Consider the following 26,415-nt stretch of genomic DNA (forward strand, 5'->3'; position numbering starts at 1 on the left):
CGCTCTCAAGGAGTGGTAGTTCAGTTGGTTAGAATACCGGCCTGTCACGTCGGGGGTCGCGGGTTCGAGTCCCGTCCGCTCCGCCAGAATATGAAACCCGCGCTGCTGAATAAGTAGCGCGGGTTTTTCTTTTATGCGCCCGATTATCTTTGCGCCCCTTCATTTGCAAATTCCCGCCTGCCGTTTTTAAATGAGCGGCGCCGGTATTTAAATCCCCTTTAAGCTTTGCCGTGTTTAATGCCCAGGCTGGCGCCTGGTCCGCGAAGCACCGCGCCAGCCGTTTTGCGGCGCAGCATGCGGTGCCGGGGCAGGGCGCGCGCCCTGATTTACTCTTGCTATAGCGCTATGGGCATTGTAGAATCAGGAGATAATGGCTTGGGCGTCAGAATCCTGCTTTAGTTCCAGCGCCAAGTTGTTGAATCTAAAGGGGAAGTGGACATCTGTCCCGTCCATTCCGCCGAAGAAATCAAGGCGAACGCATGTTCGCCTTTTTTTATAGTGATCCACTCATCCCGAATTGGCTGACCATGTTTGAATTTATTCGTACCCATCGACGCTTGATGCAGTTTCTCTTGATGCTGGTCATCGTCCCGTCTTTTGCACTGGTCGGTATCAGCGGCTACCAAAGCTTCGGCGACGGCGCGAACACCATCGCCAAGGTCGGCGACCAGGTGGTCACGCAGCAGCAATATGAAGAAGCGCAACGCCAGCAGATCGACCGCTACCGCCAGATGATGGGCGAGCAGTTCGACCAGAAAATGTTCGACACGCCGGAAGCGCGCCAGAGCATCCTCGACAACCTGATCGCCGAGCGCGCCGTGTCCGCCGAAGTGGGCCGTAGCCACCTGGTCATCAGCGATGCCGTGCTGCAAAAGGAAGTGCTGGAGATTCCCGGCTTGACCTTGCCGGACGGTAAATTCGACCTGGAACGCTACAAGGCCATGCTGGCAGCCCAGGGCATGACGCCGCAGATGTACGATGCGCGCCGTCGCAGCGACCTGGCCCTGCAGCAACTGGCTGGCGCCGTACAAGGCACCGCGTTCGCGCCGAACACCGTATCGAAGCGTCTGTCCGACATCACCTCGGAAGAGCGTGAAGTGCAGGAACTGCTGTTGCCGATCGCCCAGTACGTGCCGGAAGTCAAAGTGACGGACGCCATGATCAAGGCTTTCTATGACAAGAACAGCAAGTTCTTTGAAATCCCGGAACAAGCGAAGATCGAATACGTCGTGCTCGACGACAGCGCTGCCGGCGAGCAAGTCGACGTCACCGACGCCGACGTGACCGGCTACTACGCGAAGAACCAGAAAGCCTACACGACGGAAGAAGCACGCCAGGCCAGCCACATCCTGGTCGCCGTCAAGAAAGACGCATCGGCCGCCGACAAGGCAGCTGCCAAGGCCAAGGCCGAAGCCATCCTGGCTGACGTACGCAAGGCGCCTGCCAGCTTTGCCGCCGTGGCCAAGGCCAAGTCGGAAGACCCGGCGTCCGCCGAACAGGGCGGCGACCTGGGCGTGATCGGCAAGGATGGTTTGCCAGCACCGCTGCTGAGCGCTGTAAGCAAGCTCAAGCAAGGCGAAATCAGCGATGTCGTCGCTTCCGATTTCGGCTACCACATCCTGACCGTCACCTCGCTCAAGCCACAGCACGTGCGTGCGCTGGACGAAGTCCGCGGCGAAATCACGGCCGACCTGCGCAAGCAATTTGCTGCCAAGAAATACTCGGAAATGGCCACGGCCTTTACCGAGACCGTCTATGATCAGTCCGATAGCCTGAAGCCGGTGGCCGACAAGCTGAAACTGAAAGTGGAAACCGTCGCCAACCTGTCGCGCACGCCGTCGCCAGCACTGGGCAAGGCACCGTTCAACAATGCCAAGTTCCTCAGCGCCATCTTCTCGAACGACTCGCTGAAAGACAAGCGCAACACGGAAGCCGTGACCGTCGCACCGAACGTGCTGATCGCTGGCCGCGTGGTGGAATTCAAGCCTGCCTCGAAGCGTCCGCTGGCCGAAGTCGAAGCGATGATCCGTCAGCGCGTGACCCTGGAAGAAGCGGAAAAGCTGGCCAAGAAAGCGGGCGAGACCAAGCTGGCAGCGTTGAAGGCCTCGGGCGATGCCACCGGTTTCGGTGCAGCGCAATGGGTGTCGCGCAGCAAGCTGGACGGTATCAACCGCGCCGCCATCGCGCAAGTCATGAAAGCGGACACGAGCAAGCTGCCAGCCTATGTGGGCGTGGACTTGCCAGCCCTGGGCTATGGCATCTACCGCATCGGCAAGGTGCAGCAGCCGGAGCAAGTCGATGCGGCGCGCCGCCAGCAAGAGAAAGACCAGATCGGCGGCATCCTGGCACAACAGGAAATGTTCGATTACGTCGAGTACCTGAAAGCCAAGGCCAAGGTGAAGATCGTTAAACCGGTCACCGCCCCAGCCGCCGCAGCGCCGGAAGCGCCGTAAGATGTAGTTTTCACGCATAAAAATAGCCGCTCTCGAGCGGCTATTTTTTTGTCTGCAGAATGCGTGGACTACTTGGCTTTCAGCAATGGCGCCAGTTGCGGCCAGATGTTTTTCAGGATGGTGGGATGCGCCTGCGCATTCGGGTGCATGCGGTCGGCCTGGAACAGCTGCGGCTGGTCGGCGATGCCTTCGAACATGAAGGGCACGAGCGGGGCCTTCCATTCCTTGGCCAGCTTGCCGTACACGCCATAAAACTGCTCGCCGTAGGCGCGGCCATAGTTGGGCGGCATGCGCATGCCCACCAGCACTACCTGTGCGCCCGTCTTTTTCACGGCGTCGCCCATGGCGCGCAGGTTCGCTTCGGCCGCCGCCACGGGCAAGCCGCGCAAGCCGTCGTTGGCGCCCAGTTCGATCAGCACGACATCGGGCTGGTGCTTGGCCAGCAGCGCGGGCAGGCGCGCGCGGCCGCCGCTGGTGGTCTCGCCGCTGATGCTGGCGTTGACGATGCGCGTATCGTTCTTCTGCGCCTGTAGCCGCTGTTCCAGCAGCGCCACCCAGCCCGTGCCCCGTGCCAGCCCATACTCGGCCGACAGGCTATCGCCGAGCACCAGCAGCGTTTTTGGTGCAGAATAGGCGGTCGTCATGCCTGACACCAGGAGCAGGGCTGCCGCAGGAAGCAAGGACAGGGTGCGCCGCCGCATGCGGCTGCTGCCTTTGACACTTATTTGTTCACGAAATTTTCTAAGATAGATCAGCATGCCCGAATTCCCTAAAGCGACTTCCACCAGTTTTCTCCCGTCCGAAGCAGCGGCCCAGCGGCCCGCCGCACCGAACAGCCAAAATGCCCAGCCGGCCATCGAAGTGGTCCAGCTGGCCAAGCGCGTACCCGATGCCGATGGTGAGCTGACCATCCTGCATCAAGTCGATTTTACCGTGCAAACGGCCGAGACGCTGGCCATCGTCGGCGCTTCCGGTTCCGGCAAGTCCACTTTGCTGGGATTGCTGGCGGGACTGGATACGCCCAGCGGGGGCAAGGTCATCCTCGACGGCACCGATATCTTCGCCCTCGATGAAGATGGCCGCGCCGGTTTTCGCAAGGAAAAGCTCGGTTTCGTGTTCCAGTCCTTCCAGCTGCTGGCCCATTTGACGGCGCTGGAAAACGTCATGCTGCCGCTGGAATTGCGCGGCGACCCGGATGCGAAAGAAAAGGCACAAGCCATGCTGGGCAGGGTCAACCTGGGCAGCCGTCTGAAACACTATCCGAAATACCTGTCCGGCGGCGAGCAGCAGCGCGTGGCCCTGGCGCGCGCCTTCGTCACGGAACCGCCCTTGCTGTTCGCCGACGAACCGACGGGCAGCCTGGACGCGGCCACGGGCGAAGCCGTGATCCAGCTGATGTTCGAGCTGAACCGCGAACGGGGGTCGACCCTGGTGCTCGTCACGCATGACAGTTCGATCGCGGCCCGCTGCGGGCGCACGATTACGATTGCGGCGGGCAGGCTGGTGTGATTGCTGCTGGCGATTGTCGGATGACGCGCTGACGCGCTCATCCGACCTAATTGCCTGCCATCATCGCAGCCCTAGCCTGGATTCGCGCAGCGTAATCCCACACCCCCACGCCATACGCTTATGCCGACAAGGCATTTATCAACTTGCGTATGGCCGGGATCAGTTCCCCGGCCGTCAGCCCGATGGGGCCGCTGCCTGCGGCCACCAGCGCGTCGGCCGCCGCGCCGTGCAGCCACACGGCGCCAAGCGCCGCTTCCCATTCGGGCCAGCCTTGCGCCAGCAGGCTGCCGCACAGGCCCGCCAGGACGTCGCCCGTGCCGGCCGTGGCCAGCGAGGGGCCGCCCGTGTTGTTGATGACGACTTGGCCATCGGGCGCGGCAATCACCGTGCCCGAACCTTTTAATACCACGATGACGCCCAGCTGCGTGGCCAGCTGGCGCGCCGCGCCCAGGCGGTCGGCTTGCACCTCGGCCACCGTCATGTCGAGCAGGCGCGCCGCTTCCAGCGGATGCGGGGTCAAGATCGTCGCGCCCGCGCCCGTGCGCACGGCCAGCGCCGATTGCAGTTCCGGTTCGGCCGCCATCAGGTTCAGCGCATCGGCATCGAGTAGCAGGGGGCTGTCGCTCTCGAACGCCCGCAGCAGCAGTTCCACCGTATCGGCCTTGTCGCCCAGGCCAGGGCCCGCCACCAGCGCGGCAAAGTGCAGGCCCGAGAAATCCACGTCCCGGGCGTGCCGGCACATCAGTTCCGGCTGGCCGCTGTCGAAGGCGGGCGGTGCGTCGGGAAACGCGATATACACTCGTCCCGCGCCCGCATGCAGGGCCGTGCGGGCCGCCAGGATGGGCGCGCCCGCCATGCCTTGCGCGCCGCCGATGATGGCCACGCTGCCGTAGCTGCCCTTGTGCGTGTTTTGCCGGCGCGGCTGCAACTGGCGGGCAAACAGGTGCAGGCCGCCCAGCTGGGCCCTGGCCGGCGGCAGCAGGGCGGGATCGATGGCCAGGCTTGCTACTTCCACCTCGCCCGCATAATCGCGTCCGTTTGCCGTGTGCAGGCCAGGCTTGTCGCCGATGAAGGTGAGCGTATGCGTGGCGCGGATGGCGACGCCGTCGATGGCGCCCGTGTCCGCGTGCAGGCCGCTGGGCACGTCGAGCGCCAGCACGGGGCAATCGAGATTGTTGACCAGCTGCGCCATGTCGCGGCATTCGCCGTCCAGAGGACGCGACGCGCCAATGCCGAACAGGCCATCGATGACGAGGTGCCACTGCGCCGCGCCCACTGCCGCCGACGCCATGGACGTTGCCGCTTCCATGCAGCGCGCGGCGCTGTTGCGGACGCGGCTCAAGGCCTGTTCGCGTTCGGGCGACGTGGCTTGCGCCTCGGGCGCCAGCCATACCAGCACCTCGGTGCCGCTGCCGGCCAGGTGCGCTGCCGCTTCCAGCGCGTCGCCACCATTGTCGCCGGGGCCGGCCAGCACCAGCACGCGCCGGTGGCCCGGCTCGCCGGCGCCTTCTCCGGCGTGCAGCAGCTTCAGGGCGGCACTGGCGGCGGCCTGGCCCGCGCGCTGCATCAGCAGTCCTTGCGGCAGGCCGCGCATGGCCGCCTGTTCGATGGCGCGCAGTTCGGCGATGGAATATAACGGTGTTGCAGAGTCGATCAGGGTCATGGAGCGTGTTCCGTTAGTCAGCATGCCTTCAACATAAGGCCGAAGCGGGCGAAAGGCAAGGCACGCACGCCTGAAACGCGCCCCTGTTTGGCGGCTACAATAGCCATCTCACTTAAGACTGGGGGCAAGGCGATGGACTGGCAATTCTGGATCGACCGGGGCGGCACCTTTACGGACATCGTGGCGCGCCGTCCCGACGGCAGCCTGGCCACCTGCAAGCTGCTGTCGGAAAACCCGGGCCAGTACCGCGATGCGGCGCTGGCCGGCATGCGCCGCCTGATGGGTCTTGCGCCCGGCGCACCCCTGCCCGTGGAGCAGGTGGGCGCCATCAAGATGGGCACGACGGTGGCGACCAATGCGCTGCTCGAACGCAAGGGCGAACCCACCGTGCTGGCCATCACGCGCGGTTTCCGCGACGCCTTGCGCATCGCCTACCAGAACCGCCCGCAGCTGTTTGCGCGCCAGATCGTCTTGCCGGAGCTGCTGTATGGAGACGTGATCGAGATCGATGAGCGAGTGGGCGCCCGCGGCGAGGTCGTGACGCCGCTCGACGAGGCTGGCGCGCGCGCCGCGCTGGCACGCGCCCATGCACGGGGCGCGCGCGCCATCGCCATCGTGCTGATGCACGGCTACCGCCACCACGCGCACGAGGCCCGGGTGGCGCAGCTGGCGCGCGAAGCCGGCTTTGCGCAGGTGTCCGTGTCGCACGAGGTCAGCCCCATGATGAAGCTGGTGGCGCGCGGCGACACCACGGTGGTCGACGCCTACCTGTCGCCCATCCTGCGCCGCTATGTCGACCAGCTGGCGATGGAGCTGCCCGGCGTGCACCTGCAGTTCATGCAGTCGAACGGCGGCTTGACGGATGCGCGCGCCTTCCAGGGCAAGGACAGCATCCTGTCGGGTCCCGCCGGCGGCATCGTCGGCATGGTGCGCGCCAGCGCGCTGGCCGGTTTCGACAAGGTCATCGGCTTCGACATGGGCGGCACCTCGACGGACGTGTCGCATTATGCGGGCGAGTTCGAGCGCGTGTTCGAGACGCAGATCGCCGGCGTGCGCATGCGCGCGCCCATGATGAGCATCCACACGGTGGCCGCCGGCGGCGGCTCCATCCTGCATTTCGACGGCGCCCGCTACAAGGTGGGGCCGGACAGCGCGGGCGCCAATCCCGGCCCCGCCAGCTACCGGCGCGGCGGCCCGCTGGCCGTCACCGACTGCAACGTCATGCTGGGCAAGCTGCAGCCCGCGTTCTTCCCCCGCGTCTTCGGCCCCGACGCCGATGAAGCGCTCGATGCGGCCACGGTACGCGCCCAGTTCGAGGCGCTGGCGCGCACGGTCAATTCCACGCCGGAGCAGGTGGCCGAAGGCTATGTGGCCATCGCCGTGGGTAACATGGCCAACGCCATCAAGCAGATTTCCGTGCAGCGGGGCCACGATGTCACCGCGTACACCCTGACCAGCTTTGGCGGCGCGGGGGGCCAGCACGCCTGCCTGGTGGCCGATGCGCTGGGCATGCGCACGGTGTTCATCCACGGCCTGGCGGGCGTGATGTCGGCCTACGGCATGGGCCTGGCCGACCAGAGCGCCATGCGCGAACAGGCCATCGAGGCGGCAATGGGCGTGGACCTGGCGGACGATTTTGCGGCGCTGGGCGCCCTGGCGCACGGCGATTTGCTGCGCCAGGGCGTGGCAGGCGAGCGCATCGCGCTCGTGCGGAGGGTGCACCTGCGCTACGAAGGCACGGATTCGGCCCTCGTCGTGCTGTTCGATACGGCAAGCAGCATGCAGGCGCAGTTCGAAGCGGCGTATAAAAAACGCTTTTCCTTTTTGATGCCGGCGCGCGCGCTGGTCGTCGAAGCCATTTCCGTGGAAGCCATCGGCGCCTCGAACGCGCCGCAGCCGGCAGCGCCCGCGTACGCGGCCCGCGCCGGCGCGCTGGCGCCTTTGGCTACGGTGGCCATGTACTGCGCCGGCGCGTGGCGCGACAGCGGCCTGTATGGCGCGGACAGCCTGCGTCCCGGCGATACGGTCGCCGGCCCGGCCATCGTCAGCGACGCCAACGCCACCACCGTCATCGAACCGGGCTGGCGCGCCGACGTCACGGCGCACGGCCATTTGATCCTGCGCAGGATCGTCGCCTTGCCCGGGCGTGTCGCGATCGGAACGCAGGCCGACCCCGTGATGCTGGAAATCTTCAACAACCTGTTCATGTCGATTGCCGAGCAGATGGGCTTGCGCCTGCAAAATACGGCCCATTCCGTCAACATCAAGGAGCGGCTCGACTTCAGCTGCGCCATCTTCGACGCCGCCGGCCAGCTGATCGCCAATGCGCCCCACATGCCCGTGCACCTGGGGTCCATGGGCGAGAGCATCCGCACCGTCATGACGCGCAATGCGGGCACCATGCGGCCGGGCGACGTGTACATGCTGAACGACCCGTATCACGGCGGCACGCATCTGCCCGACGTGACGGTGATCTCGCCCGTGTTCGATGCAGAGGGCAAGTCCATCCTGTTCTACGTGGGCTCGCGCGGCCACCATGCCGATATCGGCGGCACGACGCCTGGCTCCATGCCGCCCGATTCCACGCGCATCGAACAGGAGGGCGTGTTGATCGACAATTTCAAGCTGGTCGACGGCGCCACGGGGCTGATGCGCGAAGATGAGACCCTGGCCCTGCTGGCGGGCGCCAGCTGGCCGGCCCGCAATCCCCGGCAAAACCTGGCTGACCTGCGCGCCCAGGTGGCGGCCAACCAGAAGGGGGCCGAGGAACTGCATAACATGGTCGCGCATTTCGGTTTGCCTGTCGTGCAAGCCTACATGGGCCACGTGCAGGACAATGCCGAGGAAGCCGTGCGCAGGGTCATCACCACCCTGAAGGACGGCAGTTACGCGCTGGAGCTGGACAACGGCGCGCAGATCAAGGTGGCGATCAAGGTCGATGTGGCGCGGCGCAGCGCCACCATCGACTTCACGGGCACGTCCGCCCAGCTGCCGAACAACTTCAATGCGCCGTCCGCCGTCTGCATGGCGGCCGTGCTGTATGTGTTCCGCACCCTCGTCGACGACGAGATTCCCCTCAATGCGGGCTGCCTGAAGCCGCTCACGGTCATCATTCCGTCCGGTTCCATGCTCAACCCGCAGTACCCGGCATCCGTCGTCTCGGGCAATGTGGAAACCTCGACCTGCATCACGAATGCCCTGTATGGCGCGCTGGGGGCCATGGCCGCTTCGCAGGGGACGATGAACAACTTCACGTTCGGCAGCGCCAGGTACCAGTACTACGAGACGATATCGGGCGGCTCGGGCGCCGGTCCCGGCTTCGACGGCACGGACGTGGTGCAGACGAACATGACCAATTCGCGCCTGACGGACCCGGAAATCCTCGAGTGGCGCTTCCCCGTGCGCCTGGACAGCTACAGCATCCGCGCCGGATCGGGCGGGGCGGGGCGCTGGCGCGGCGGCAATGGCGGCGTGCGCAAGGTGCGCTTCCTGGAAGCGATGACGGCGGCGATCCTGTCGAACAACCGGATTATTCCGCCGTTCGGCATGGCGGGCGGCGCGCCGGGCGCGCTGGGGCGCAACTACGTGGAGCGGGCTGACGGCAGCATCGAACACCTGGCGCATATCGGCAAGACCGACATGCTCGCTGGCGACGTGTTCGTCATCGAGACGCCGGGCGGCGGCGGTTACGGCAAGACGGAATAGGCCGTGCCGGCACTGGCGCCGCTGAGCTGCGCGCGCACCTGGCCCACGTCGCGCATGGGCGCGCGGCCGAACTGGCGGCTGTATTCGCGGCTGAACTGCGATTCGCTGGCATAGCCGACCCGGTAGCCGGCCGTGCCTGCGTCGATTCGCTCGACCAGCATCAATCGCCGCGCCTCCTGCAGGCGCAGCAGCTTCTGGTACTGCATCGGCGTCATGGCGGTAATCGCCTTGAAGTGATGGTGCAGCGAGGACATGCTCATGTTCGCCATGCCGGCCAGGTGCTCGATGCGCAGCGGCTGCGCGTAATGGTGCTTGATCCAGTCGATGGCCTGGCCCACCTGGTGCGACTGGCTGCTGGCCAGCGCCATGTGGCGCAGGCGCGCGCCGACGGGGCCGTTCAGCAGCCGGTAGGTCAGCTCGCGGCGGATCAAGGGCGCCAGCGCGGCGATTTCTTCCGGCTTGTCGAGCAGGCGCACGAGGCGCAGCATGGCGTCGAGCAGCTCGGGCGAGACGTCGCTGACGGATATGCCGCGCGTGGCGGGCAGGATTTTCTGCTGCGCCGCGCCAGCTGCGCCGCCGGCGCTTTCGCTGTCCAGCAGGGCCGCCACGTCGGCGATGTCGATGCCCAGCACCACGCACAGATGCGGCGCCGCCTCGCTGGCCTCCACCACGCGCACCTGCACCGGCAGGTCGACGGACGTCAGCAGATACTGCATGCGGCTGTAATGGAAGGTTTCCGTGCCCAGGGTGACCTGCTTGCCCCCTTGCGCGATCAGCGCCACGCTGGGCCTGGCCGCATGGAACAGCGATTCCGTGGTCGAGGACTGGCGGTGAAACGTGAGATTGCCGATGGCCGTCGCGTAGTCGCCATTGCGCGGCGCATGGCGGCTGATCAGGGCGGCGATTTCATCTTGAGGGAGGATCTGTGTGGACATGGGGCGAGTATGCATCAGGCGAGGACGGGCAGGGGACGATCTTACGCAGATTTGGAGGATCGTGCAAAGGTCTTGCAGGATCGCAGTAACGCGCGCGGCGCATTTGCCCCACACTGGCTCCATCGCATGCACGGCACGCGTCCCCCTCGTTACAACCATATAGATACAGGAGTTTTCATGACCACCATCGCCAAAGGCTACGCCGCTCTGGGCCCGACCTCCGCACTGCAACCGTTCACGTTCGAGCGCCGCGCCCCGCGCGAGGACGACGTGGCCATCTCGATCAAATACTGCGGCGTGTGCCATTCCGACATCCACCAGGCGCGCGACGAATGGGGCGGCGCTGCCTTCCCGATGGTGCCCGGCCATGAAATCGCCGGCGTCGTCACGGCCGTCGGCGCCAATGTCAGCAAGTTCAAGGTGGGCGACCACGTGGGCGTGGGCTGCTTCGTCGACTCGTGCACCACCTGCAACACGCGCAACGTGGACCTGGAACAGTACATGCCAGGCCTGATCCAGACCTACAACGGTCTGGAAGCGGATGGCAAGACGGCCACGCAGGGCGGCTACTCGGACAGCATCGTCGTCAAGGAAGGCTATGTGCTGTCGATTCCCGACAACCTGCCGCTGGACGCCGCCGCGCCGCTGCTGTGCGCCGGCATCACCCTGTACTCGCCGCTGAACCACTGGAAGGCCGGTCCAGGCAAGCAGGTCGCCATTCTGGGCATGGGTGGCCTGGGCCACATGGGCGTCAAGATCGCCCACGCCATGGGCGCCGAAGTGACGGTGCTGAGCCAGACCCTGTCGAAACGCGAAGACGGCCTGCGCCTGGGCGCCGACCATTACTACGCCACCAACGACGCGGAAACGTTCAGCAAACTGGCCGGCACCTTCGACCTGATCATCTGCACCGTGGGCGCGTCCATCGACTGGAATCAGTACATCAACCTGCTGAAAGTCGATGGCAGCATGGTCATCGTCGGCATTCCCGACGGCGCCGTGCCGCCGATCAGCGCCTTCGGCCTGGTGGGCGCGCGCCGCAGCCTGTCCGGTTCCATGATCGGCTCGATCAAGGAAACCCAGGAAATGCTGGACTTCTGCGGCAAGCACAATATCGTGTCGGACATCGAGATCATCCGCATCCAGGACATCAATGAGGCGTTCGAGCGCGTGGTGAAAAGCGATGTCAGATATCGTTTTGTGATTGACATGGCGTCGCTGGCTGAGTAATTTGACAAGGGGTCGGACCCGTCGGGTCCGACCCCAGCTTTTCCGGTGCCGAGCCCTGAGCATCATTGGATACTCCGAGCGACGCACAAGGCTGGGGTCAGACCCATCGGGTCTGAGCCCTTAATCCGACAGCCCCACCAAATCATCCCATCCCGCCAAAAATCAAGCTCCGACATCAATTTTTCTTTCCTTGCGTCAAAAATCGGCATAAAATGAAACCGTACAGTACAGTTTCACTACGTAGATTTAAAAAATCAGCCATCCCCGCGTGTTTGCCTGGGCAGGGGAGGCGTCATGGATAAAAAATGGACACTTCAACAAAGAATGGAGCGGCGGCGATCCCGCCGGTCTCCAGGGGCAAGCGCATTGCCCTGGCGGTTTTCGGCATTTTCCTCGGACTTTCCGGCCTGGCCCTGGCGGCGGGCGGCATCGAACTGATTACCCTCGGCGGTTCCTGCTACTACCTGCTGGCCGGTCTCGGCCTGCTCCTGGCCGGCGTGCTGTATCTGCGCCGCAAGCGGCTGGCCAGCGCCATCGTCGGCGCCTTGCTCATCGCGACCCTGGCCTGGGCCGTATGGGAAATCGGCTTTGCCTTCTGGCCCATGGTGCCGCGCCTGGCGCCTTTCCTCGTCATCGGCTTCGCCGCGGCCCTCGTGCATCCATGGCTGGCAGGCCGTGGCCACAGCGGCCAGTCGCGCGGTTTCGCCGCCCTGTTTGCCGTCGTGCTGGCAGCCGGCTTTGCCTCCATGTTCCAGCCGCACGGCGTGCTGGAGGCCACGGCGCAGCCGCAACAGGATGGCGTGACGGCCGTCAATGACGGCAGCGCCAACTGGGCACATTATGCAAACGGGCCGAAGGGCACGCGCTTCGCGCCCTACACGCAGATCGACAAGGACAACGTCGGCCAGCTGCAGGTGGCATGGCGCTACCGCACGGGCGAACTGGCCGAGGGCGCGTCCGAGTCGCAGAACACGCCGCTGCAGATCGGCGACACCATCTACACGTGCACGCCGACGAGCAAGGTGATCGCGCTCGACGCGGACACGGGCAAGGAGCGCTGGACCTTCGATCCCAAGCCCGCCAACACGAAGACGTGGAACCGCTGCCGCGGCGTGGGCTACTACGAGCCGGCCACGGTGACAAAACCGTTCCAGTTTGAGGGCATGCAGGCAGCCAGCGCGCCGCAGGCGGGCGTGTGCGCCAGGCGCATCGTGCAGGTGACCATGGATGCGCGCCTGATCGAGATCGACGCGCAGACGGGCAAGCAGTGCGAGGGTTTCGGCGACAAGGGTTCCGTCGACCTCACCGTCGGCCTGGGCAAGGTGAAGATGAACGTGCCGTACTACGCCTACACGTCCGCGCCCACGGTGGCGCGCAACCTGATCATCCTCGGCGGCTGGGTCTTCGACGGCCGCTCCACCGATGAACCGTCGGGCGTCGTGCGCGCCTACAGCGCCGACACGGGGGAACTGGTGTGGGCCTGGGACCTGGGCAATCCAGCCATCACCAAGCTGCCGCCGGAAGGGCAGACCTACACGCGCAGCACGCCGAACATGTGGTCCACGCCTGCGTTCGACGATGCGCTGGGCCTCGTCTATCTGCCGACGGGTAATGAGCAGCCCGATTTCTGGGGCGGCAAGCGCCCGCCGCTGACGGAAAAATATGCGTCGGCCATCGTCGCCCTCGACATGGCGACGGGCCGCGAGCGCTGGACATATCAAACCGTCCACCACGACATCTGGGATTACGACGTGGCCGCGCAGCCGGCCCTGTACGACGTCCCGGACGGCAAGGGCGGCAAGATTCCTGCGCTGGTGCAGCTGACGAAGCGTGGCCAGATCTTCATGCTGGACCGCCGCACGGGCAAGCCGATTGCGGACGTGGTGGAAAAGCCCGTGCCGCAGGAACACGCGGCCGGCGACTGGGTGTCGAAAACGCAGCCATATTCCACCGGCATGCCGGCCCTGGGGGCGGAGACCCTGACGGAACGCGACATGTGGGGCGCCACCTTCTTCGACCAGCTGGCGTGCCGCATCAGCTTCCGCAAGCTCAATTACCAAGGCGAGTTCACGGCGCCGGGCACGCAGGAGACCCTGATCTATCCGGGCTACTACGGCGGCTTCAACTGGGGCGGCGCGGCCGTCGATGAAAGCAATGGCTATATGTTCGTCAACGATATCCGCATGCCGCAAGTGGTCAGGCTGGTGCCGCGCGAGACGGTGGACGTGGCCAGGCTGACGTCGGGCCACGGCGTGGGCAGCACCTATCCCATGGATGGCACGCCGTTCGTCATCGACCACAAGGCCTTCAATTCGCCGCTGGGCATTCCCTGCCAAAGCCCGCCCTGGGGCGTGTTTGCCGCCATCGACCTCAAGACCCGCGCGAAAGTGTGGGAGCGTCCGGCCGGCACGGTGCGCGATGCCGTCATCCATGGCGTGCGCGCGAGTCTGCCGATCCCGCTGGGTATGCCCACCCTGGGCGGCGGCGTCAGCACGGCGTCTGGCCTCGTGTTTTATGCGGGCACGCAGGATTACTATTTGCGCGCCATGGATATCGCCACGGGACGCGAAGTGTGGAAGGCGCGCATGCCCGTCGGCTCGCAAGGCACGCCGATGACGTATGTGTCGCCCAAGTCGGGCCGCCAGTATGTCGTGGTGGTGGCGGGCGGCGCCCGCCAGAGCCCGGACCGGGGAGATTACGTGATAGCATACGCGCTTCCCAAGACACCGTAAGAGTTTGCTTCATGCCCCAGTTGCGCACCGTTCCAGCTTCCCCCAGCAATCGAAGCGAGGAGCGGCGGCGCAAGCTGCTGGTGGCGGCATCAGACCTGTTCCTGCAATCGGGCTACGACGGCGTCAGCATGGACGCCATCGTGGCCGAGGCGGGCGGTTCGAAAGCCACGGCCTACCGCTATTTCGGCAGCAAGCAAGAGTTGCTGGTGGCCGTGGTCGAATACCTGTGCGCCGATTTCATCATCGACCTGCGCCGGCTCGATACCTCGCAAGCGGGCCTGGAACAGGGCTTGCAATTGATCCTCGATGAACTGGTGGCCGTCGTCACCAGCCCCCGCCACGTGGATTTCTACCGCCTCGTCGTCACGGGCGCGGCCGCCGTGCCCGCCGTGGGTCTGACCTGGTACGAACACGGTCCGCAAGTGTGGCATGCGCTGATCTTGCGCTTGCTGGAGCAGCAGCGCGCTCAGGGCCGCATCGCGCCCGACGCCTCGTTTTCCAACCTGCCGCAGATCCTGTTTGACGCCGTGTTCTCGCACCTGACCACGCGCACCGTCATGCTGGGGCAGGGCGGCAACGCAGCCACCTTCCGTCCCCTGATTGCGGAATTGATCGAACTGGTGGTGGCGCGGGTGGCGCGGAAATAAAGACTGCGGCTCGCCCATGACAATTGGCCTGCGGCGGGCACAGTATGTGGTCAGCGTCAGGCCTCTGGCGCCGTCCAGACCAGGTTCCACAGGTGGCCATCGATATCTTCGAAGCCCTGGTCGTACATGAAGCCATGGTCTTCTGGCGGATGCGGCGTGCGGCCGCCGGCAGCGACGGCCTTGGCGATCAGGTTGTCCACTTCTTCCCGGCTGTCGCAACTGAGGCAAATGACGAGCTCATTGGCTTCCCTGGCATTCGCGACCGGCTTGTCGATCAGGGACTGGAAGAACGGTTCGGCCGTCAGCATGGCCTGGATGGTGTCGCCGGCGATATTCATGAATGCCGCATTCTCGCCGCTGAAGCGGGGATCGAAGGTAAAGCCGAGCGCGGAAAAGAAGGCCCTGGATTTGTCCAGGTCCTTCACGGGCAGGTTGAGGATGATCTGTTTTTTCATGGCGCTTCCCTGGTCAAGGTGGAATGGGCAACCGGTGCTGCATCCCTGGGGCGTTAATTGCACACAAATCGATACGCTTGCAAAAAATAGTGTGCTCCAGATTTGCGATAAATGAAAGCGCAAAAGTGACGGGCAAGCGGCGCAATCGGTGGCATGCGCGCAAGCCCGATATGTTGTCCTTGCCGTGCGCCTGGGCAGGCAAGGGCGATTCACCGGTACAATCACAGCATGGGGACTTGATGAAGGGCGTAGAAAAATGGCGACTGAAGTGAGTATCGAGCATGGCGCGATAACAGCGGCAAGTGAGATTTTATCCAGAATCAACGGCGATATCCTGCTTGAGCGTATTTTCAGGAAAAACACCGACTGGGATGCAAAATTAGACGCGCGAGATTCTTTTGAATTTGATCATGCATGGAGTATGAGCCATAAAAAAGTAACATCGTCTTGCCCGCCTGAAGATGGTCCGGTCAGGGAGGTAAGAGAAGCGGCGTACAAGAAGGTTTATCAAATCACTAAAAACGCTGATCTTGCTGCATACGTATCGGACGATATGGGCCTGATCGTACTGGCATGCAAGAACAAGCTGGATGTTGAATTTATTGACAACCTTTGGAAAAGCTACACGCAAGGGGAATTTCCAGCTTAACTCCACGGGGGTATGGCGCCATCGTGGCCGGGGCGGGCGGTTCGAAAGCCACGGTCTGCCAGCGCCGCCGTCAAGCTGGGGAATTGATGCGCTTGTCCAGAGGCTTCTCGTTGAGCGCATCGGTGGCCCGGTCCACGAATTGCCTGACGTCCCCCACCTCGGCAAACAAGCCGGCATAGGCCTCCCGTATCAGCACCGTGCATTGCTCGAATTTCGCAAGCTGCGACAAGCCTTCCTCCGTGGGCATGAATATCCGCCGCCGCGCATCATGGTCATCGTTCCGGTACTGTATGAGGCCCAGGCGCAGCAGCTTGGGGATTTTTTGCATAACCAGCTGGTGCGAATGTCCGAGTTCGCGCGCCAGATCCGACGCTGAGGCTGCGCCCAGCGTTGCAAGAACAGTCATCAGCGAACACGAACGAACGGGGATGACGATCCCCATCGTATCGAAGACTATCCTGGATTGTTCGGCGATCAGGATGCTCAGCCGTTCGACAGCGCGGCCGAGAAACACGGCGTCATCGATCGCGGCCGGGGAATGCGTTTTCTTAGTCAAGGCGCTGGTACCTCTGGATGCTGCCGTCCTTGTTCACGCGTTCCAGCGCCGTCACTTTTCCATCCAGGGTATTGAGGCGGTATCGAAAATCCGACACGCCTTCCACCGCGAGCAGGTTGGGGCCTATCGGCTCAAGCGCGACCCGGAAGCGGTCGCGCCAGAGATAGTAAAGAACGCCATTGTCCAGGATGAGCTGGCGGCCCTCATATTTTCCGGCGGCGTTCGTCAACATCGCGGCATCGATGTGCGGGCGCTCGATAGCGGCCGTCAAGCCGGGGAGCATCCAGGCCAATTCCGTGCGCCTGGCCTCATCGGTCTTCGCCAGATTTTCAAGCGCCAGCTTGTGCGCCACAGGCAGCGCGCGAATGGAGGGGCTGGCGATATCGGGTTGCACGCCGACGCCTTCGAAGTCGCCATGGTCAACGGGGTCCTGGATCTGGCCGATCGGCACTTGCACGAAAAAATCATCGTTGAGCGGCTTGCGCGCCACCGGATGCGCGCCGCCGGCCGTCCGCTCCCCGATCAGGGTGGCTCGCCCGAGCTTTTTCATCGCATAGGAAAACCATTCTGCGGAGGAAAACGACGTGGAGCCGGTGAGGATGTAAACGGGCTTGTCCACCATGCGCTTGCCCGGCAAGCCCGGCAGCACCCATTGCCCGCGCTGGATGCGCTTGCCATCCTCGTTGTAATAGTAGTCGAAGAGCAGCTGGTCTTTCTCGCTGGAGAAGAAATAGCTCGCTAGAAATTGCGCCATTTCCAGGTGTCCGCCATTGTTGTAGCGCAAATCGATGATGACGGCATCCGTATTGCCCACGAAGCGCATGACGGATGCCGCCGTATCATGGGCAAATTCCGGATCGGCAAAATAGCTGAAGCGTATATAGCCGATATTTCCCGTCAGGCGAGCGACCTCGTCGAAACCGAAATTGGTTTCTTCCAGCCGGCTCGCTTCTTCTCGTCGTATCCCGGCCTTGAGCGCCGGGTTCGCCTTCGCCTTGAATTCCGCGATCCATTCCGGGTCGGTGGCCACCAGGAAATGCAGGTCGCCGCTGACCTTGATGAGATCGTCGGTCAGCTTGCTCGCAAACGCTGCCTTCGTGGCCGCCGAGTCATACGCTCCCTTTTTCAGATGTTCCTGAAGCACGGGCCTGATTTTTCGTGCGATGTCCGGAAATGGGTAGTTTGCATTCAAGGTGCTGTCGAGGGAGGCGATGATCGCGCCTTTTTCGTCTCGCGAGATGCCAGTCGCCTCGGCAAAAGCGTTCGGTGCGCACATGATGGACAGTGCCGACAGCGTATGAAGCAGAAACAGGTGATGGCGCATTCTGATATTCCCTCCCTCGGTGAAATACGAGCATACAATATATTGTGCAATATGTTGTAGAAAAATTCGCCGGCATCAATTTTGAGAACAAGTCTCTTCCGTTTACATCGCATCCCCCCCGGCAGTCACGGGGGGCGGCAGTGTCAGGTGGCAATACCGTATTTGTGCTGCGTGGCCGCATACTGCTGCTTCAGCGATTCCAGCTTCGGATGCTTGGGGTCGATCTTGCGGATCACCTGCATCTGGTGCTGCGCCTGTTCGGCCAGCGGTGCTTCCCAGCCCAGCATATTGAGCTGGCGCAGGATGGCGTCGACGGAGGCGAACAGCACGGGCAGATTGCCCGGCGTCTTGCGCAGGGCCTGGCGCAGCACGAAGACGGCGCCCTTGAGCTCTCCGCTTTCCGACTTGCTGGCCGCATCCTGCATCAGTTCCTGCACCTGATTCGTGATCTGCTGGCCCATGCCTTGCGCCAGGTCGTGGCGGCCCGCCTTTTCAAACACGTCGACGGCCGCTTCCATCGTCACTTCACTGTCGGCCTCGTTGACGAGCTTCATCATGACGTCGGAGGCGGCCTGCTCCAGATTGTTTTTCAGGCAGCTTTGCACGAGGCCCACCTTCAGCTGCGTGGACAGGCCCCGCGCCGTGTCCAGGGCGGCGGCGGCCAGCTGCAGTTCGCTGGCGGCGGCAACGTCGTTGCCCGACAATTCATGCAGCATGGCGGCCGAGATGGCGCGGCACGCTTCCACGTTGGCGCCGCCCCGCAAGGAGCGCTCCATGTCGCGCAGCACGCCGCTGGCCTGCGGCGCGTCGCCTTTCTTGACCAGCGTTTTTACGAGGTTGACGTGGTCTTCCGGGTCGCGGAATTCCGAGTATTTGGCTTTGGTTACGACCTGCTTGTAGGCCCGTTCGGCCGCGCCGATATCGCCCGTGTCGAACGCGATGCCGCCCAGGTGGCGCAAGCGGCGCACCATGTGCGGCGAAATGGCCACCGCGTCTTCGAGAATCTTCTTGGCCTGCAGCTGCTGGCCCATGGCTTCGTGGTTTTGCGCCAGCAGGTCGTAGGCGGCCATGAAGCGCGGATAGGCTTCCACCAGTTCCAGCAGCGTATCCTGCGCCTCTTCGTGGCGCTGCTGCTCGAACAGGGTGCGCGCCAGTCCCAGGTGGGCCCAGGCCATGGGCCGCGTGGCCAGCATGTCGGCGTACAGCTGTTCCGCTTCCTTCCATTCGCCCAGGGTGAGGTGCAGTTCAGCGCGCAGGCGCGTGAAATCGGCCGCCAGGCGCGGATGCTGCAGTTCGGCCGCGCGGCAGCTTTTCACGGCTTCGCGCAGGTCGCCCTTGTCGATCAACTGATAGGTGGGCAGGAAAACGGCGCGCCGTTCGATGGCGCGGGCGATGCGGCCGCTCAGCACATCGACGGTGAACGGTTTTAATATGTAGTCGGACGGGGTCAATTCGGCGGCGCTGATCACCTTGCTGTGGATGGCTTCCGAGGTCAGCATGATGAAGATCGTCCACAGGCCGATCAGCTTGTGGTGGCGCAGGTCTTCCAGCAATTGCTGGCCGTCCTGGCCGTCCATGCCACTACCAAGATCGTATTCGCACAGGATGATATCGAACGGTTTCTTCGTCAGCAGGCGGATGGCCGTGCCGGAATTGACGGCATATTCCACCTTGGTGATGGCCGCCTGGTTCAGCATATTGTGCAGATTGCCCCGCATGCTGGGGTTCGGGTCGACGATCAGGACAGATAAGTCGCTAGTTTCTGGCATTGTTCAGCTCTCGTTCATCTGTGTAGGGCTCTGCGGCTCGATGGGGCGACGACGTTGCCTAATAATATTATTAATTGCCAGCATACTGCAAAGCCAGTGCAAATCGCTAACAAAATGCAGGCGCGTGCGCGCGGCGCGACACGGCAGCCGCGTGCGCTTGCGGGCGGGGCAGGGGCGGGGTATCCTAAAAGCAACCTTTTGCGTTCGCTCATGCCTGACACTAGGAAAGCCGCCATGTACTTGAACGAGACCCGCAGGCAGACCCTGCACCATCTGCTGTTTGGCGGAGGGCGGGCGCATGCCGAAAAGTATTTTCCCGAATTGCGCCGCATGGCCGTCGTCAGCGAGTCCTTTGGCCTGGCCAGTATCTTGCTCGTGTGGGCTTTTATTCCGCCTGTAAATATGCTCGACAGGGGAGCGCTGCTGTCTGCGCTGGCCGGCATCGTGCTGGCCATCGGCATCAATGTGGCCGCGCGCGCCATCTGGGTGCTGAAACTGGGCGGCGCCGTGGGCATGTGCGCCATTGCCTTTTGCTTCCGCCTGCTGGCGGAAGCGGCGGGCCAGGCGGAATTCTGGATGCAGCCCGTGGGCGTGTTCATGGTGCTGCTGGCGGCGCCCATCTTCAATGGCTGCGTCGTGTATCTCATCGTTGCCGCGGCAGTCTGGCTGATACTGGGCTACGGCCATTTCCCGCTCGACCCGGCCATGGCGCACGCGGCCTGGGCGAACTTGCTGATTGCCTACAGCATGCTGTTTGGCCTCGTGCTGAGCATCAGTTTCAATCTGTTGCGCCTGCGCGACTTCCGCGCCAGGGAAGCGCTGACCCGGCTGGCCTACCAGGATGGCTTGACGGGCTTGAACAACCGCCGCCGGTTTACGGAACTGACGCAGCAAATGCAGCTGCAGCGGCAAGCGATGTATTTCCTGATGATCGACATCGACAATTTCAAGAAGATCAACGACACCCTGGGCCACGATGCGGGCGACGTGGTGCTGGTCAAGACGGCGCGCATCATCGCCGACGCCTGCGGCGGCCACCTGTGCGGGCGCCTGGGCGGCGAGGAGTTCGGCATCGTCTACCTGGGCGACCGCCGCGCCGTCTGCCAGTTCGCCGCCGGCCTGGTCGATGCCGTCTACCTGGCTTTCAATCCGGGACAGGCCGTGTCGATCAGCGTGGGCATTGCCGAGCTGGCCTGCGACACGGACCTGGCGCACAGCTACCGGCAGGCAGACGCCTCGCTGTACCAGGCCAAGCACCAGGGCAAGGACCGCTATGTCATCGCCTGAGGGCACGCACATCCGTCTTGCGAAGGCGGCAGGGAGCAGGTATTCTATTTGTATTAACATATCGGCCGGAAACGGGCCAGATGTGGCGCAGACGCAGAGTTTCACCGTGACGTGACCGCTGGCGTTTCACCCTTACCAGAGAAAATCCAGCCTTCGTGATGCGCCTTCCTTCCATCAATACCCTGCGGCGCGTCGCCGTCCCCCTCGCGTTCGGCGGAAACAGCGAACAGCAGCACACGTATTTTGCGGAATTGCACCGGGTCGGCATGGTCACGCAGCTGCTGGGCATCATCGCCTACAGCCTGACGTGGCTGATGATGCCGGAACCCTATCATCCGAACCAGACGCATGCCGTGCTGGCGCTGCTGGGCATGCTGACGAGCCTGATCGTGCGCTCCCGCTGCACCACCTTGCCCGTGCTGACGATTACGGGCGCCTGCGCCGTGCTGACCCTGACCTTCGGCCTGCGCACCATGGCCGACGCCGTCCACCACGCCAGTTTCTGGGTCTTGCCCGTGGGCGTCTTCATGACCCTGGCCATCGCTTCCATCTTCAATGGCGGCCTCAGCTACCTGGCCGTGGTGGCCGGCGTGTGGTGGAACGTGGGCCACGGCCTGTATCCCGTCAACGCGGGCTTGCCCGACGAATCGTGGGCGCCTTTGATGATCGCCGTCAGCGTGCTGTTCGGGCTGGCGCTGAATGTCAGCTTCAGCTTATTGCGTTTGCGCAACTATCACTCCAAGGTGGAATTGACGCGGCTGGCCTTCCAGGACGGCCTGACGGGATTGAACAACCGCCGCATGTTCACGCAGCGGGCCCAGCAGATGCATGGTGCGCCCCACGGCGGCATGCTGTATTTCCTGATGATCGATATCGACGATTTCAAGGTCATCAACGACCAGCAGGGGCACGATGCGGGCGACGAGGTGCTGGTGCGCACGGCCGCCATCATCGCGGACAAGGCGCAAGGCCATCTGTGCGGGCGCCTGGGCGGCGAGGAATTCGGCGTCGTCTACGCGGGCGACCGCGAGGCCGTGCGCGCGTTTGCCGGCACCCTGGTCGAGGCCGTCAGCCAGGGCTTCCTGGCCGCGCAGTTCGTATCGATCAGCGTGGGCGTGGCCGAGCTGGACCGGGGCAAGGACCTGGGCCACAGCTACCGGCTGGCCGACGAAGCGCTGTACCTGGCCAAGCGGCAGGGCAAGAACCGCTATGTGATCGCCTGAGGCGCCTGAGGCGCGCCCGCGGTGTTGTTGCCGCGTCAAAAATGGCCGCTTTGCGGGGCAAAAGGGGAGCAAAGCCCCAAGTTCCGGTCATAAGGCAGGGGTAAAACGGGTATAATGCGCGCAAAGGAAATTTGCCGTACGAAAGATATTGTCATACCTACCTTTAACCCGCAGCCACGCTGCATCAACCACCTTCCAATCATGTTGATACTGCCGGGTTCCAATGCCCTGTCCCATTTCCGTAGCCACCGTCTGTTAAGCCAACTGCAAGCCGTTTCGCCTGCGATTGTTGCCGTGCAAGCACGCTATGTCCATTTCATCGATGCCAGCGCGCCGCTCACCAACGACGACAGCACGCGCCTGGGCGCCTTGCTGACGTACGGCGAACCGGCCCACGCTGACAATACGGAAGGCGCTGCCGAAGAATTCTTCGTCATTCCCCGTTTCGGCACGATCTCGCCGTGGGCCTCGAAAGCCACCGACATCGCGCACAACTGCGGCATGGCGCACATCAAGCGCGTCGAACGCGGCATCGCTTTCCGCATCAACCTGAAATCGGGCATCCTGGGCAGCGCCATCGGCGCCGGCAAATTGACGGACGAGCAGGTGCAGGCCGTGGCCGACCTGCTGCACGACCGCATGACGGAATCCGTGCTGCGCAGCGCGGACGACGCCAAGGACCTGTTCCGCACACTGGAAGCGCGTCCGCTGGAATCGATCGACTTGCTGGGGCAGGGCAAGCGTGCTTTGGAAACGGCAAACGTCGAGCTGGGCCTGGCGATGTCGGAAGACGAGATCGACTACCTGGACGCCGCCTTCACCAAGGCCGGCCGCAATCCGACGGACGTGGAACTGATGATGTTCGCGCAGGCGAACAGCGAGCATTGCCGCCACAAGATCTTCAACGCCGACTGGACCATCGACGGCGTGGCGCAGACCAAGTCCCTGTTCGGCATGATCAAGAACACGCACGAACTGCAGCCGAAGGGCACCGTCGTCGCCTACAGCGACAATTCCTCGATCATGGAAGGCGCGACGGTCTCGCGCTTCTACCCGCGCGGCGACAAGCACGAATACGCGGCGTCAAACGAACTGACGCACACCCTGATGAAGGTGGAAACGCATAACCACCCGACGGCCATTTCTCCATTCCCCGGCGCCTCCACGGGTGCGGGCGGCGAGATCCGCGACGAAGGAGCGACGGGCCGCGGCGCCAAGCCGAAGGCCGGTTTGACGGGTTTCACCGTATCGAACCTGTCCCTGCCGGACGCCGTGCGCAGCTGGGAAACGGCCGCTTCCGTGACGGCGCCATTGGCTTCCCGCACGGATGCGGAGCAGTACGGCAAACCGGAACGCATCGCTTCGCCCCTGCAAATCATGATCGAAGGTCCGCTGGGCGGCGCCGCGTTCTCGAACGAATTCGGCCGTCCGGTCCTGGGCGGCTACTTCCGCACGTATGAACAGAACGTCGGCGCGAAGGAAGCGGGTACTGCGGACGCCGTGTTCGGCTACCACAAGCCCATCATGATCGCCGGCGGCATCGGCAATATCTCGGCGCAGCACACGCACAAGAACGACATCCCCGTCGGCAGCCTGCTGGTGCAGCTGGGTGGCCCGGGCATGCGCATCGGCATGGGCGGCAGCGCCGCCTCGTCGATGACGACGGGCAGCAACACGGCCGACCTGGACTTCGATTCCGTCCAGCGCGGTAATCCGGAAATGGAACGCCGTGCCCAGGAAGTCATCAACGCCTGCTGGCAAATGGGCGCGGACAATCCGATCATCTCCATCCACGACGTGGGTGCGGGCGGCTTGTCGAACGCGTTCCCGGAAATCACTAACGACGCCAAGCGCGGCGCGATTTTCGACCTGCGCAAGATCCCGCTGGAAGAATCGGGCATGGCGCCGAAGGAAATCTGGAGCAATGAGTCGCAGGAACGCTACGTCCTGGCCATCGCGCCGGAAAGCCTGCCCCTGTTCAAAGCCATGTGCGAACGCGAACGCTGTTTGTTTGCCGCCGTGGGCGTGGCCACCGAAGAGCGTCAATTGAAGCTGATCGACCCGGAACTGGGCAACGAACCGGTCGACATGCCGATGGACGTCTTGCTGGGCAAGCCGCCGAAGATGCAGCGCGACGTGGTCCACGTGGCCAACGATTTCCCTGCCATCGACCTGACGGGCATGGACTTGACGGATGTGGCGCAAAAAGTGCTGCTGCTGCCTACCGTGGCCGACAAATCCTTCCTGATCACCATCGGCGACCGCAGCGTGGGCGGCATGACCGTGCGCGACCAGATGGTGGGACCATGGCAAGTGCCGGTGGCCGATTGCGCCGTCACCACCATGAGCTTTGAGGGCTATCTGGGCGAAGCGATGGCAATGGGCGAACGCACGCCGCTGGCCGTCATCGACGCCGCCGCCTCGGGCCGCATGGCCGTGGGCGAAGCCGTCACCAACATCGCCGCCGCAGCGATTGCCGACATCTCCGACATCAAATTGTCCGCCAACTGGATGGCCGCCTGCGGCCAGCCTGGCCAGGACGCCGCCCTGTACGACACGGTCAAAGCCGTCGGCATGGACTTGTGTCCTGCGCTGGGCATCAGCATCCCCGTCGGCAAGGATTCGCTGTCGATGCGTACGACGTGGAAAGACGAGAGCACGGGCGCGGCGAAATCCGTCACGTCGCCCGTGTCGCTGATCGTCTCCTCGTTCGCGCCAGTGACGGATGTGCGCAAGTCGCTCACGCCGCAGCTGAAAACGGACCAGGGCGACACCTCCTTGATCTTGATCGACCTGGGCCGCGGCAAGAACCGCCTGGGCGCCTCGGCGCTGGCGCAAGTGATGGGACAGCTGGGCAACGCCACGCCGGACGTGGACAGCGCGGAAGACTTGAAAGGCTTCTTCGCCGCCATCCAAAAGCTGAACAGCGACGACAAGCTGCTGGCCTACCATGACCGTTCTGACGGCGGCCTGTACGCCACCCTGACGGAAATGGCCTTCGCCGGCCACACGGGCATGTCCGTCAACCTCGACATGCTGACCATGGAAGGCGAGCACTCGAGCGACTGGGGCGACGCCAAGAACTGGGCCGGCCAGGTAGCGGAACGCCGCAACGAACTGACCCTGCGCGCGCTGTTCAGCGAAGAGCTGGGCGCCGTCATCCAGGTGCGCGCGGAAGAAAAGTCGCTCGTCATGGACGTGCTGCGCACGTTTAACCTGGGCGCCTGCAGCCATATCATCGGCAAATTGAACGACCGCGACGTGATCGAATTCACGCGCGACGCCAAGCTGATCTACACCCAGCCGCGCGCGGACCTGCACCGCCTGTGGAGCGAAACGAGCTGGCGCATCGCCCGCCTGCGCGACAATCCTGCCTGCGCGGACGCCGAATACGACCGCCTGCTGGACGTGCAAGACCCGGGCATGTCGCCTATCGTCACGTTTGACCAGAACGAGAACATCGCTGCGCCATTCATCGCCACGGGCGTGCGTCCCCGTGTCGCCATCCTGCGCGAGCAGGGCGTCAACTCGCACATCGAGACGGCCTACGTCATGCACCAGGCAGGCTTCACGGCCGTCGACGTGCACATGAGCGACCTGATCGCGGGCCGCGTGAAGCTGGACGACTTCCAGGGCGTCATCGCCGTGGGCGGCTTCTCGTACGGCGACGTGCTGGGCGCGGGCGAAGGCTGGGCGAAAACGATCCTGTTCAACGCCAGCCTGGCGGAACAGTTCGCGCGCTTCTTCAACCGCACGGACAGCTTCGGTTTGGGTATCTGCAACGGCTGCCAGATGATGAGCAATCTGAAATCCATCATCCCCGGCGCCCACGCCTGGCCTAAATTCACGCGCAACAAGTCGGAGAAATTCGAAGGCCGCTTTGCCATGGTCGAAGTGATGGATTCCCCATCGATCTTCTTCAACGGCATGGCCGGCACCCAGGCCGGCATCGCCATCGCCCACGGCGAAGGCTACGCCGACTTCTCGCAAACGGGCGACATCACCCAGGTCACCAAAGCCATGCGCTTCGTCGACAACAAGGGCGCCGCCACCGAAGCGTATCCGTACAACCCGAACGGCTCGCCGGAAGGCATCACCTCCGTCACCACGCCAGACGGCCGCTTCACCGTGCTGATGCCGCACGCTGAACGCGTGTTCCGCAGCGTGCAACAGTCCTACCACCCTGAAGCATGGGGCGAGGATTCGCCGTGGATGCGCATGTTCAGGAATGCGCGGAAGTTTGTGGGGTAATTAGTTCGCTTGCAGGGCAGCGCTGGA

General features: G+C 63.7%; 17 protein-coding genes and 1 tRNA gene. 11 read left to right on the forward strand and 7 right to left on the reverse strand.

The features are described 5' to 3' along the window. Positions 1–9: 9 nt before the first annotated feature. Both VPH41_RS09315 and VPH41_RS09320 read left to right on the forward strand, forming a co-directional pair. Positions 10–86: transfer RNA gene (locus VPH41_RS09315), tRNA-Asp, on the forward strand. Positions 87–527: 441 nt separating this feature from the next. Continuing rightward, positions 528–2,453: a SurA N-terminal domain-containing protein gene (locus VPH41_RS09320; protein WP_328569749.1), complete on the forward strand. Its 1,926-nt coding sequence runs from the start codon at positions 528–530 to the stop codon at positions 2,451–2,453. Positions 2,454–2,521: 68 nt separating this feature from the next. Here the strand turns inward: VPH41_RS09320 and VPH41_RS09325 are convergent, their stop codons facing one another. Continuing rightward, a complete protein-coding gene (locus tag VPH41_RS09325; RefSeq protein ID WP_328569750.1) occupies positions 2,522–3,097 on the reverse strand; it encodes an arylesterase in 576 nt (191 codons plus the stop codon). Positions 3,098–3,209: 112 nt separating this feature from the next. On the opposite strand from VPH41_RS09325, the gene VPH41_RS09330 reads away from it, so the two are divergent. Further along, positions 3,210–3,962, forward strand: coding sequence for an ABC transporter ATP-binding protein (locus VPH41_RS09330; protein WP_405002809.1), 753 nt, complete (start codon positions 3,210–3,212; stop codon positions 3,960–3,962). A gap of 118 nt (positions 3,963–4,080) precedes the next feature. Here VPH41_RS09330 and VPH41_RS09335 read toward each other — a convergent pair whose 3' ends face one another. Next, positions 4,081–5,625, reverse strand: coding sequence for an NAD(P)H-hydrate dehydratase (locus VPH41_RS09335; protein ID WP_328569751.1), 1,545 nt, complete (start codon positions 5,623–5,625; stop codon positions 4,081–4,083). Positions 5,626–5,757: 132 nt separating this feature from the next. Here VPH41_RS09335 and VPH41_RS09340 point away from each other — a divergent pair, with 132 nt between their 5' ends. Next, positions 5,758–9,330 carry a hydantoinase B/oxoprolinase family protein gene (locus tag VPH41_RS09340; RefSeq protein ID WP_328569752.1) on the forward strand — a complete coding sequence of 1,191 codons (3,573 nt, stop codon included), beginning with the start codon at positions 5,758–5,760 and terminating at the stop codon, positions 9,328–9,330. On the opposite strand, the gene VPH41_RS09345 is transcribed toward VPH41_RS09340, so the two are convergent. Further along, a complete protein-coding gene (locus VPH41_RS09345) occupies positions 9,312–10,265 on the reverse strand; it encodes an AraC family transcriptional regulator (protein WP_328569753.1) in 954 nt (317 codons plus the stop codon). The genes VPH41_RS09340 and VPH41_RS09345 overlap by 19 nt on opposite strands. A 177-nt stretch (positions 10,266–10,442) precedes the next feature. Between VPH41_RS09345 and VPH41_RS09350 the strand changes: the two genes are divergently transcribed. The 3 genes from VPH41_RS09350 to VPH41_RS09360 all read left to right on the forward strand — a co-directional run bounded on the left by VPH41_RS09350 (position 10,443) and on the right by VPH41_RS09360 (position 14,874). After that, positions 10,443–11,495 carry an NAD(P)-dependent alcohol dehydrogenase gene (locus VPH41_RS09350; RefSeq protein ID WP_328569754.1) on the forward strand — a complete coding sequence of 351 codons (1,053 nt, stop codon included), beginning with the start codon at positions 10,443–10,445 and terminating at the stop codon, positions 11,493–11,495. 305 nt (positions 11,496–11,800) lie between these two features. Then, positions 11,801–14,227 (forward strand): membrane-bound PQQ-dependent dehydrogenase, glucose/quinate/shikimate family, encoded by a 2,427-nt coding sequence (locus tag VPH41_RS09355; protein ID WP_328569755.1) that lies wholly within the window; start codon positions 11,801–11,803, stop codon positions 14,225–14,227. A gap of 11 nt (positions 14,228–14,238) precedes the next feature. Continuing rightward, the gene (locus VPH41_RS09360) at positions 14,239–14,874 is read left to right on the forward strand and encodes a TetR/AcrR family transcriptional regulator (protein WP_328569756.1); all 636 of its coding nucleotides are present in this window, start codon (positions 14,239–14,241) and stop codon (positions 14,872–14,874) included. A 56-nt stretch (positions 14,875–14,930) separates the two neighbouring features. On the opposite strand, the gene VPH41_RS09365 is transcribed toward VPH41_RS09360, so the two are convergent. After that, positions 14,931–15,329: a VOC family protein gene (locus VPH41_RS09365; RefSeq protein WP_328569757.1), complete on the reverse strand. Its 399-nt coding sequence runs from the start codon at positions 15,327–15,329 to the stop codon at positions 14,931–14,933. 256 nt (positions 15,330–15,585) lie between these two features. Between VPH41_RS09365 and VPH41_RS09370 the strand changes: the two genes are divergently transcribed. Continuing rightward, entirely contained in the window at positions 15,586–15,978 is a 393-nt protein-coding gene (locus VPH41_RS09370) for a hypothetical protein (RefSeq protein WP_328569758.1), read from the forward strand. A gap of 70 nt (positions 15,979–16,048) precedes the next feature. On the opposite strand, the gene VPH41_RS09375 is transcribed toward VPH41_RS09370, so the two are convergent. The 3 genes from VPH41_RS09375 to VPH41_RS09385 form a co-directional block, all read right to left on the reverse strand. Next, positions 16,049–16,534 carry a MarR family winged helix-turn-helix transcriptional regulator gene (locus tag VPH41_RS09375; RefSeq protein WP_328569759.1) on the reverse strand — a complete coding sequence of 162 codons (486 nt, stop codon included), beginning with the start codon at positions 16,532–16,534 and terminating at the stop codon, positions 16,049–16,051. Beyond that, positions 16,527–17,858 (reverse strand): S41 family peptidase, encoded by a 1,332-nt coding sequence (locus tag VPH41_RS09380; RefSeq protein WP_328569760.1) that lies wholly within the window; start codon positions 17,856–17,858, stop codon positions 16,527–16,529. The genes VPH41_RS09375 and VPH41_RS09380 overlap by 8 nt, the downstream gene beginning before the upstream one ends. Positions 17,859–18,001: 143 nt before the next feature. Beyond that, a complete protein-coding gene (locus VPH41_RS09385; protein ID WP_328569761.1) occupies positions 18,002–19,627 on the reverse strand; it encodes a tetratricopeptide repeat protein in 1,626 nt (541 codons plus the stop codon). Positions 19,628–19,861: 234 nt separating this feature from the next. Here VPH41_RS09385 and VPH41_RS09390 point away from each other — a divergent pair, with 234 nt between their 5' ends. From VPH41_RS09390 to purL, 3 genes are all read left to right on the forward strand, one after another. Continuing rightward, on the forward strand, positions 19,862–20,914 hold the full coding sequence (locus VPH41_RS09390; protein ID WP_328569762.1) for a GGDEF domain-containing protein: 1,053 nt from the start codon (positions 19,862–19,864) through the stop codon (positions 20,912–20,914). Positions 20,915–21,072: 158 nt separating this feature from the next. Continuing rightward, positions 21,073–22,137 (forward strand): GGDEF domain-containing protein, encoded by a 1,065-nt coding sequence (locus VPH41_RS09395; protein ID WP_328569763.1) that lies wholly within the window; start codon positions 21,073–21,075, stop codon positions 22,135–22,137. 201 nt (positions 22,138–22,338) lie between these two features. Beyond that, complete coding sequence (gene purL / locus VPH41_RS09400; RefSeq protein ID WP_328569764.1) at positions 22,339–26,388, forward strand: phosphoribosylformylglycinamidine synthase; 4,050 nt, start codon at positions 22,339–22,341, stop codon at positions 26,386–26,388. The last annotated feature ends 27 nt before the right edge of the window (positions 26,389–26,415 follow it).

The organism is Janthinobacterium sp. P210006 (assembly GCF_036231885.1).
GTDB lineage: Bacteria > Pseudomonadota > Gammaproteobacteria > Burkholderiales > Burkholderiaceae_D > Janthinobacterium > Janthinobacterium violaceinigrum.

Bases quoted from the DNA above. Each gene is read 5' to 3' on its own strand.
- VPH41_RS09320 (WP_328569749.1), top strand. From the start codon at position 528: ATGTTTGAATTTATTCGTACCCATCGACGCTTGATGCAGTTTCTCTTG.
- VPH41_RS09325 (WP_328569750.1), bottom strand. From the start codon at position 3,097: ATGACGACCGCCTATTCTGCACCAAAAACGCTGCTGGTGCTCGGCGAT.
- VPH41_RS09330 (WP_405002809.1), top strand. From the start codon at position 3,210: ATGCCCGAATTCCCTAAAGCGACTTCCACCAGTTTTCTCCCGTCCGAA.
- VPH41_RS09335 (WP_328569751.1), bottom strand. From the start codon at position 5,625: ATGACCCTGATCGACTCTGCAACACCGTTATATTCCATCGCCGAACTG.
- VPH41_RS09340 (WP_328569752.1), top strand. From the start codon at position 5,758: ATGGACTGGCAATTCTGGATCGACCGGGGCGGCACCTTTACGGACATC.
- VPH41_RS09345 (WP_328569753.1), bottom strand. From the start codon at position 10,265: ATGTCCACACAGATCCTCCCTCAAGATGAAATCGCCGCCCTGATCAGC.
- VPH41_RS09350 (WP_328569754.1), top strand. From the start codon at position 10,443: ATGACCACCATCGCCAAAGGCTACGCCGCTCTGGGCCCGACCTCCGCA.
- VPH41_RS09355 (WP_328569755.1), top strand. From the start codon at position 11,801: ATGGACACTTCAACAAAGAATGGAGCGGCGGCGATCCCGCCGGTCTCC.
- VPH41_RS09360 (WP_328569756.1), top strand. From the start codon at position 14,239: ATGCCCCAGTTGCGCACCGTTCCAGCTTCCCCCAGCAATCGAAGCGAG.
- VPH41_RS09365 (WP_328569757.1), bottom strand. From the start codon at position 15,329: ATGAAAAAACAGATCATCCTCAACCTGCCCGTGAAGGACCTGGACAAA.
- VPH41_RS09370 (WP_328569758.1), top strand. From the start codon at position 15,586: ATGGCGACTGAAGTGAGTATCGAGCATGGCGCGATAACAGCGGCAAGT.
- VPH41_RS09380 (WP_328569760.1), bottom strand. From the start codon at position 17,858: ATGCGCCATCACCTGTTTCTGCTTCATACGCTGTCGGCACTGTCCATC.
- VPH41_RS09385 (WP_328569761.1), bottom strand. From the start codon at position 19,627: ATGCCAGAAACTAGCGACTTATCTGTCCTGATCGTCGACCCGAACCCC.
- VPH41_RS09390 (WP_328569762.1), top strand. From the start codon at position 19,862: ATGTACTTGAACGAGACCCGCAGGCAGACCCTGCACCATCTGCTGTTT.
- VPH41_RS09395 (WP_328569763.1), top strand. From the start codon at position 21,073: ATGCGCCTTCCTTCCATCAATACCCTGCGGCGCGTCGCCGTCCCCCTC.
- purL (WP_328569764.1), top strand. From the start codon at position 22,339: ATGTTGATACTGCCGGGTTCCAATGCCCTGTCCCATTTCCGTAGCCAC.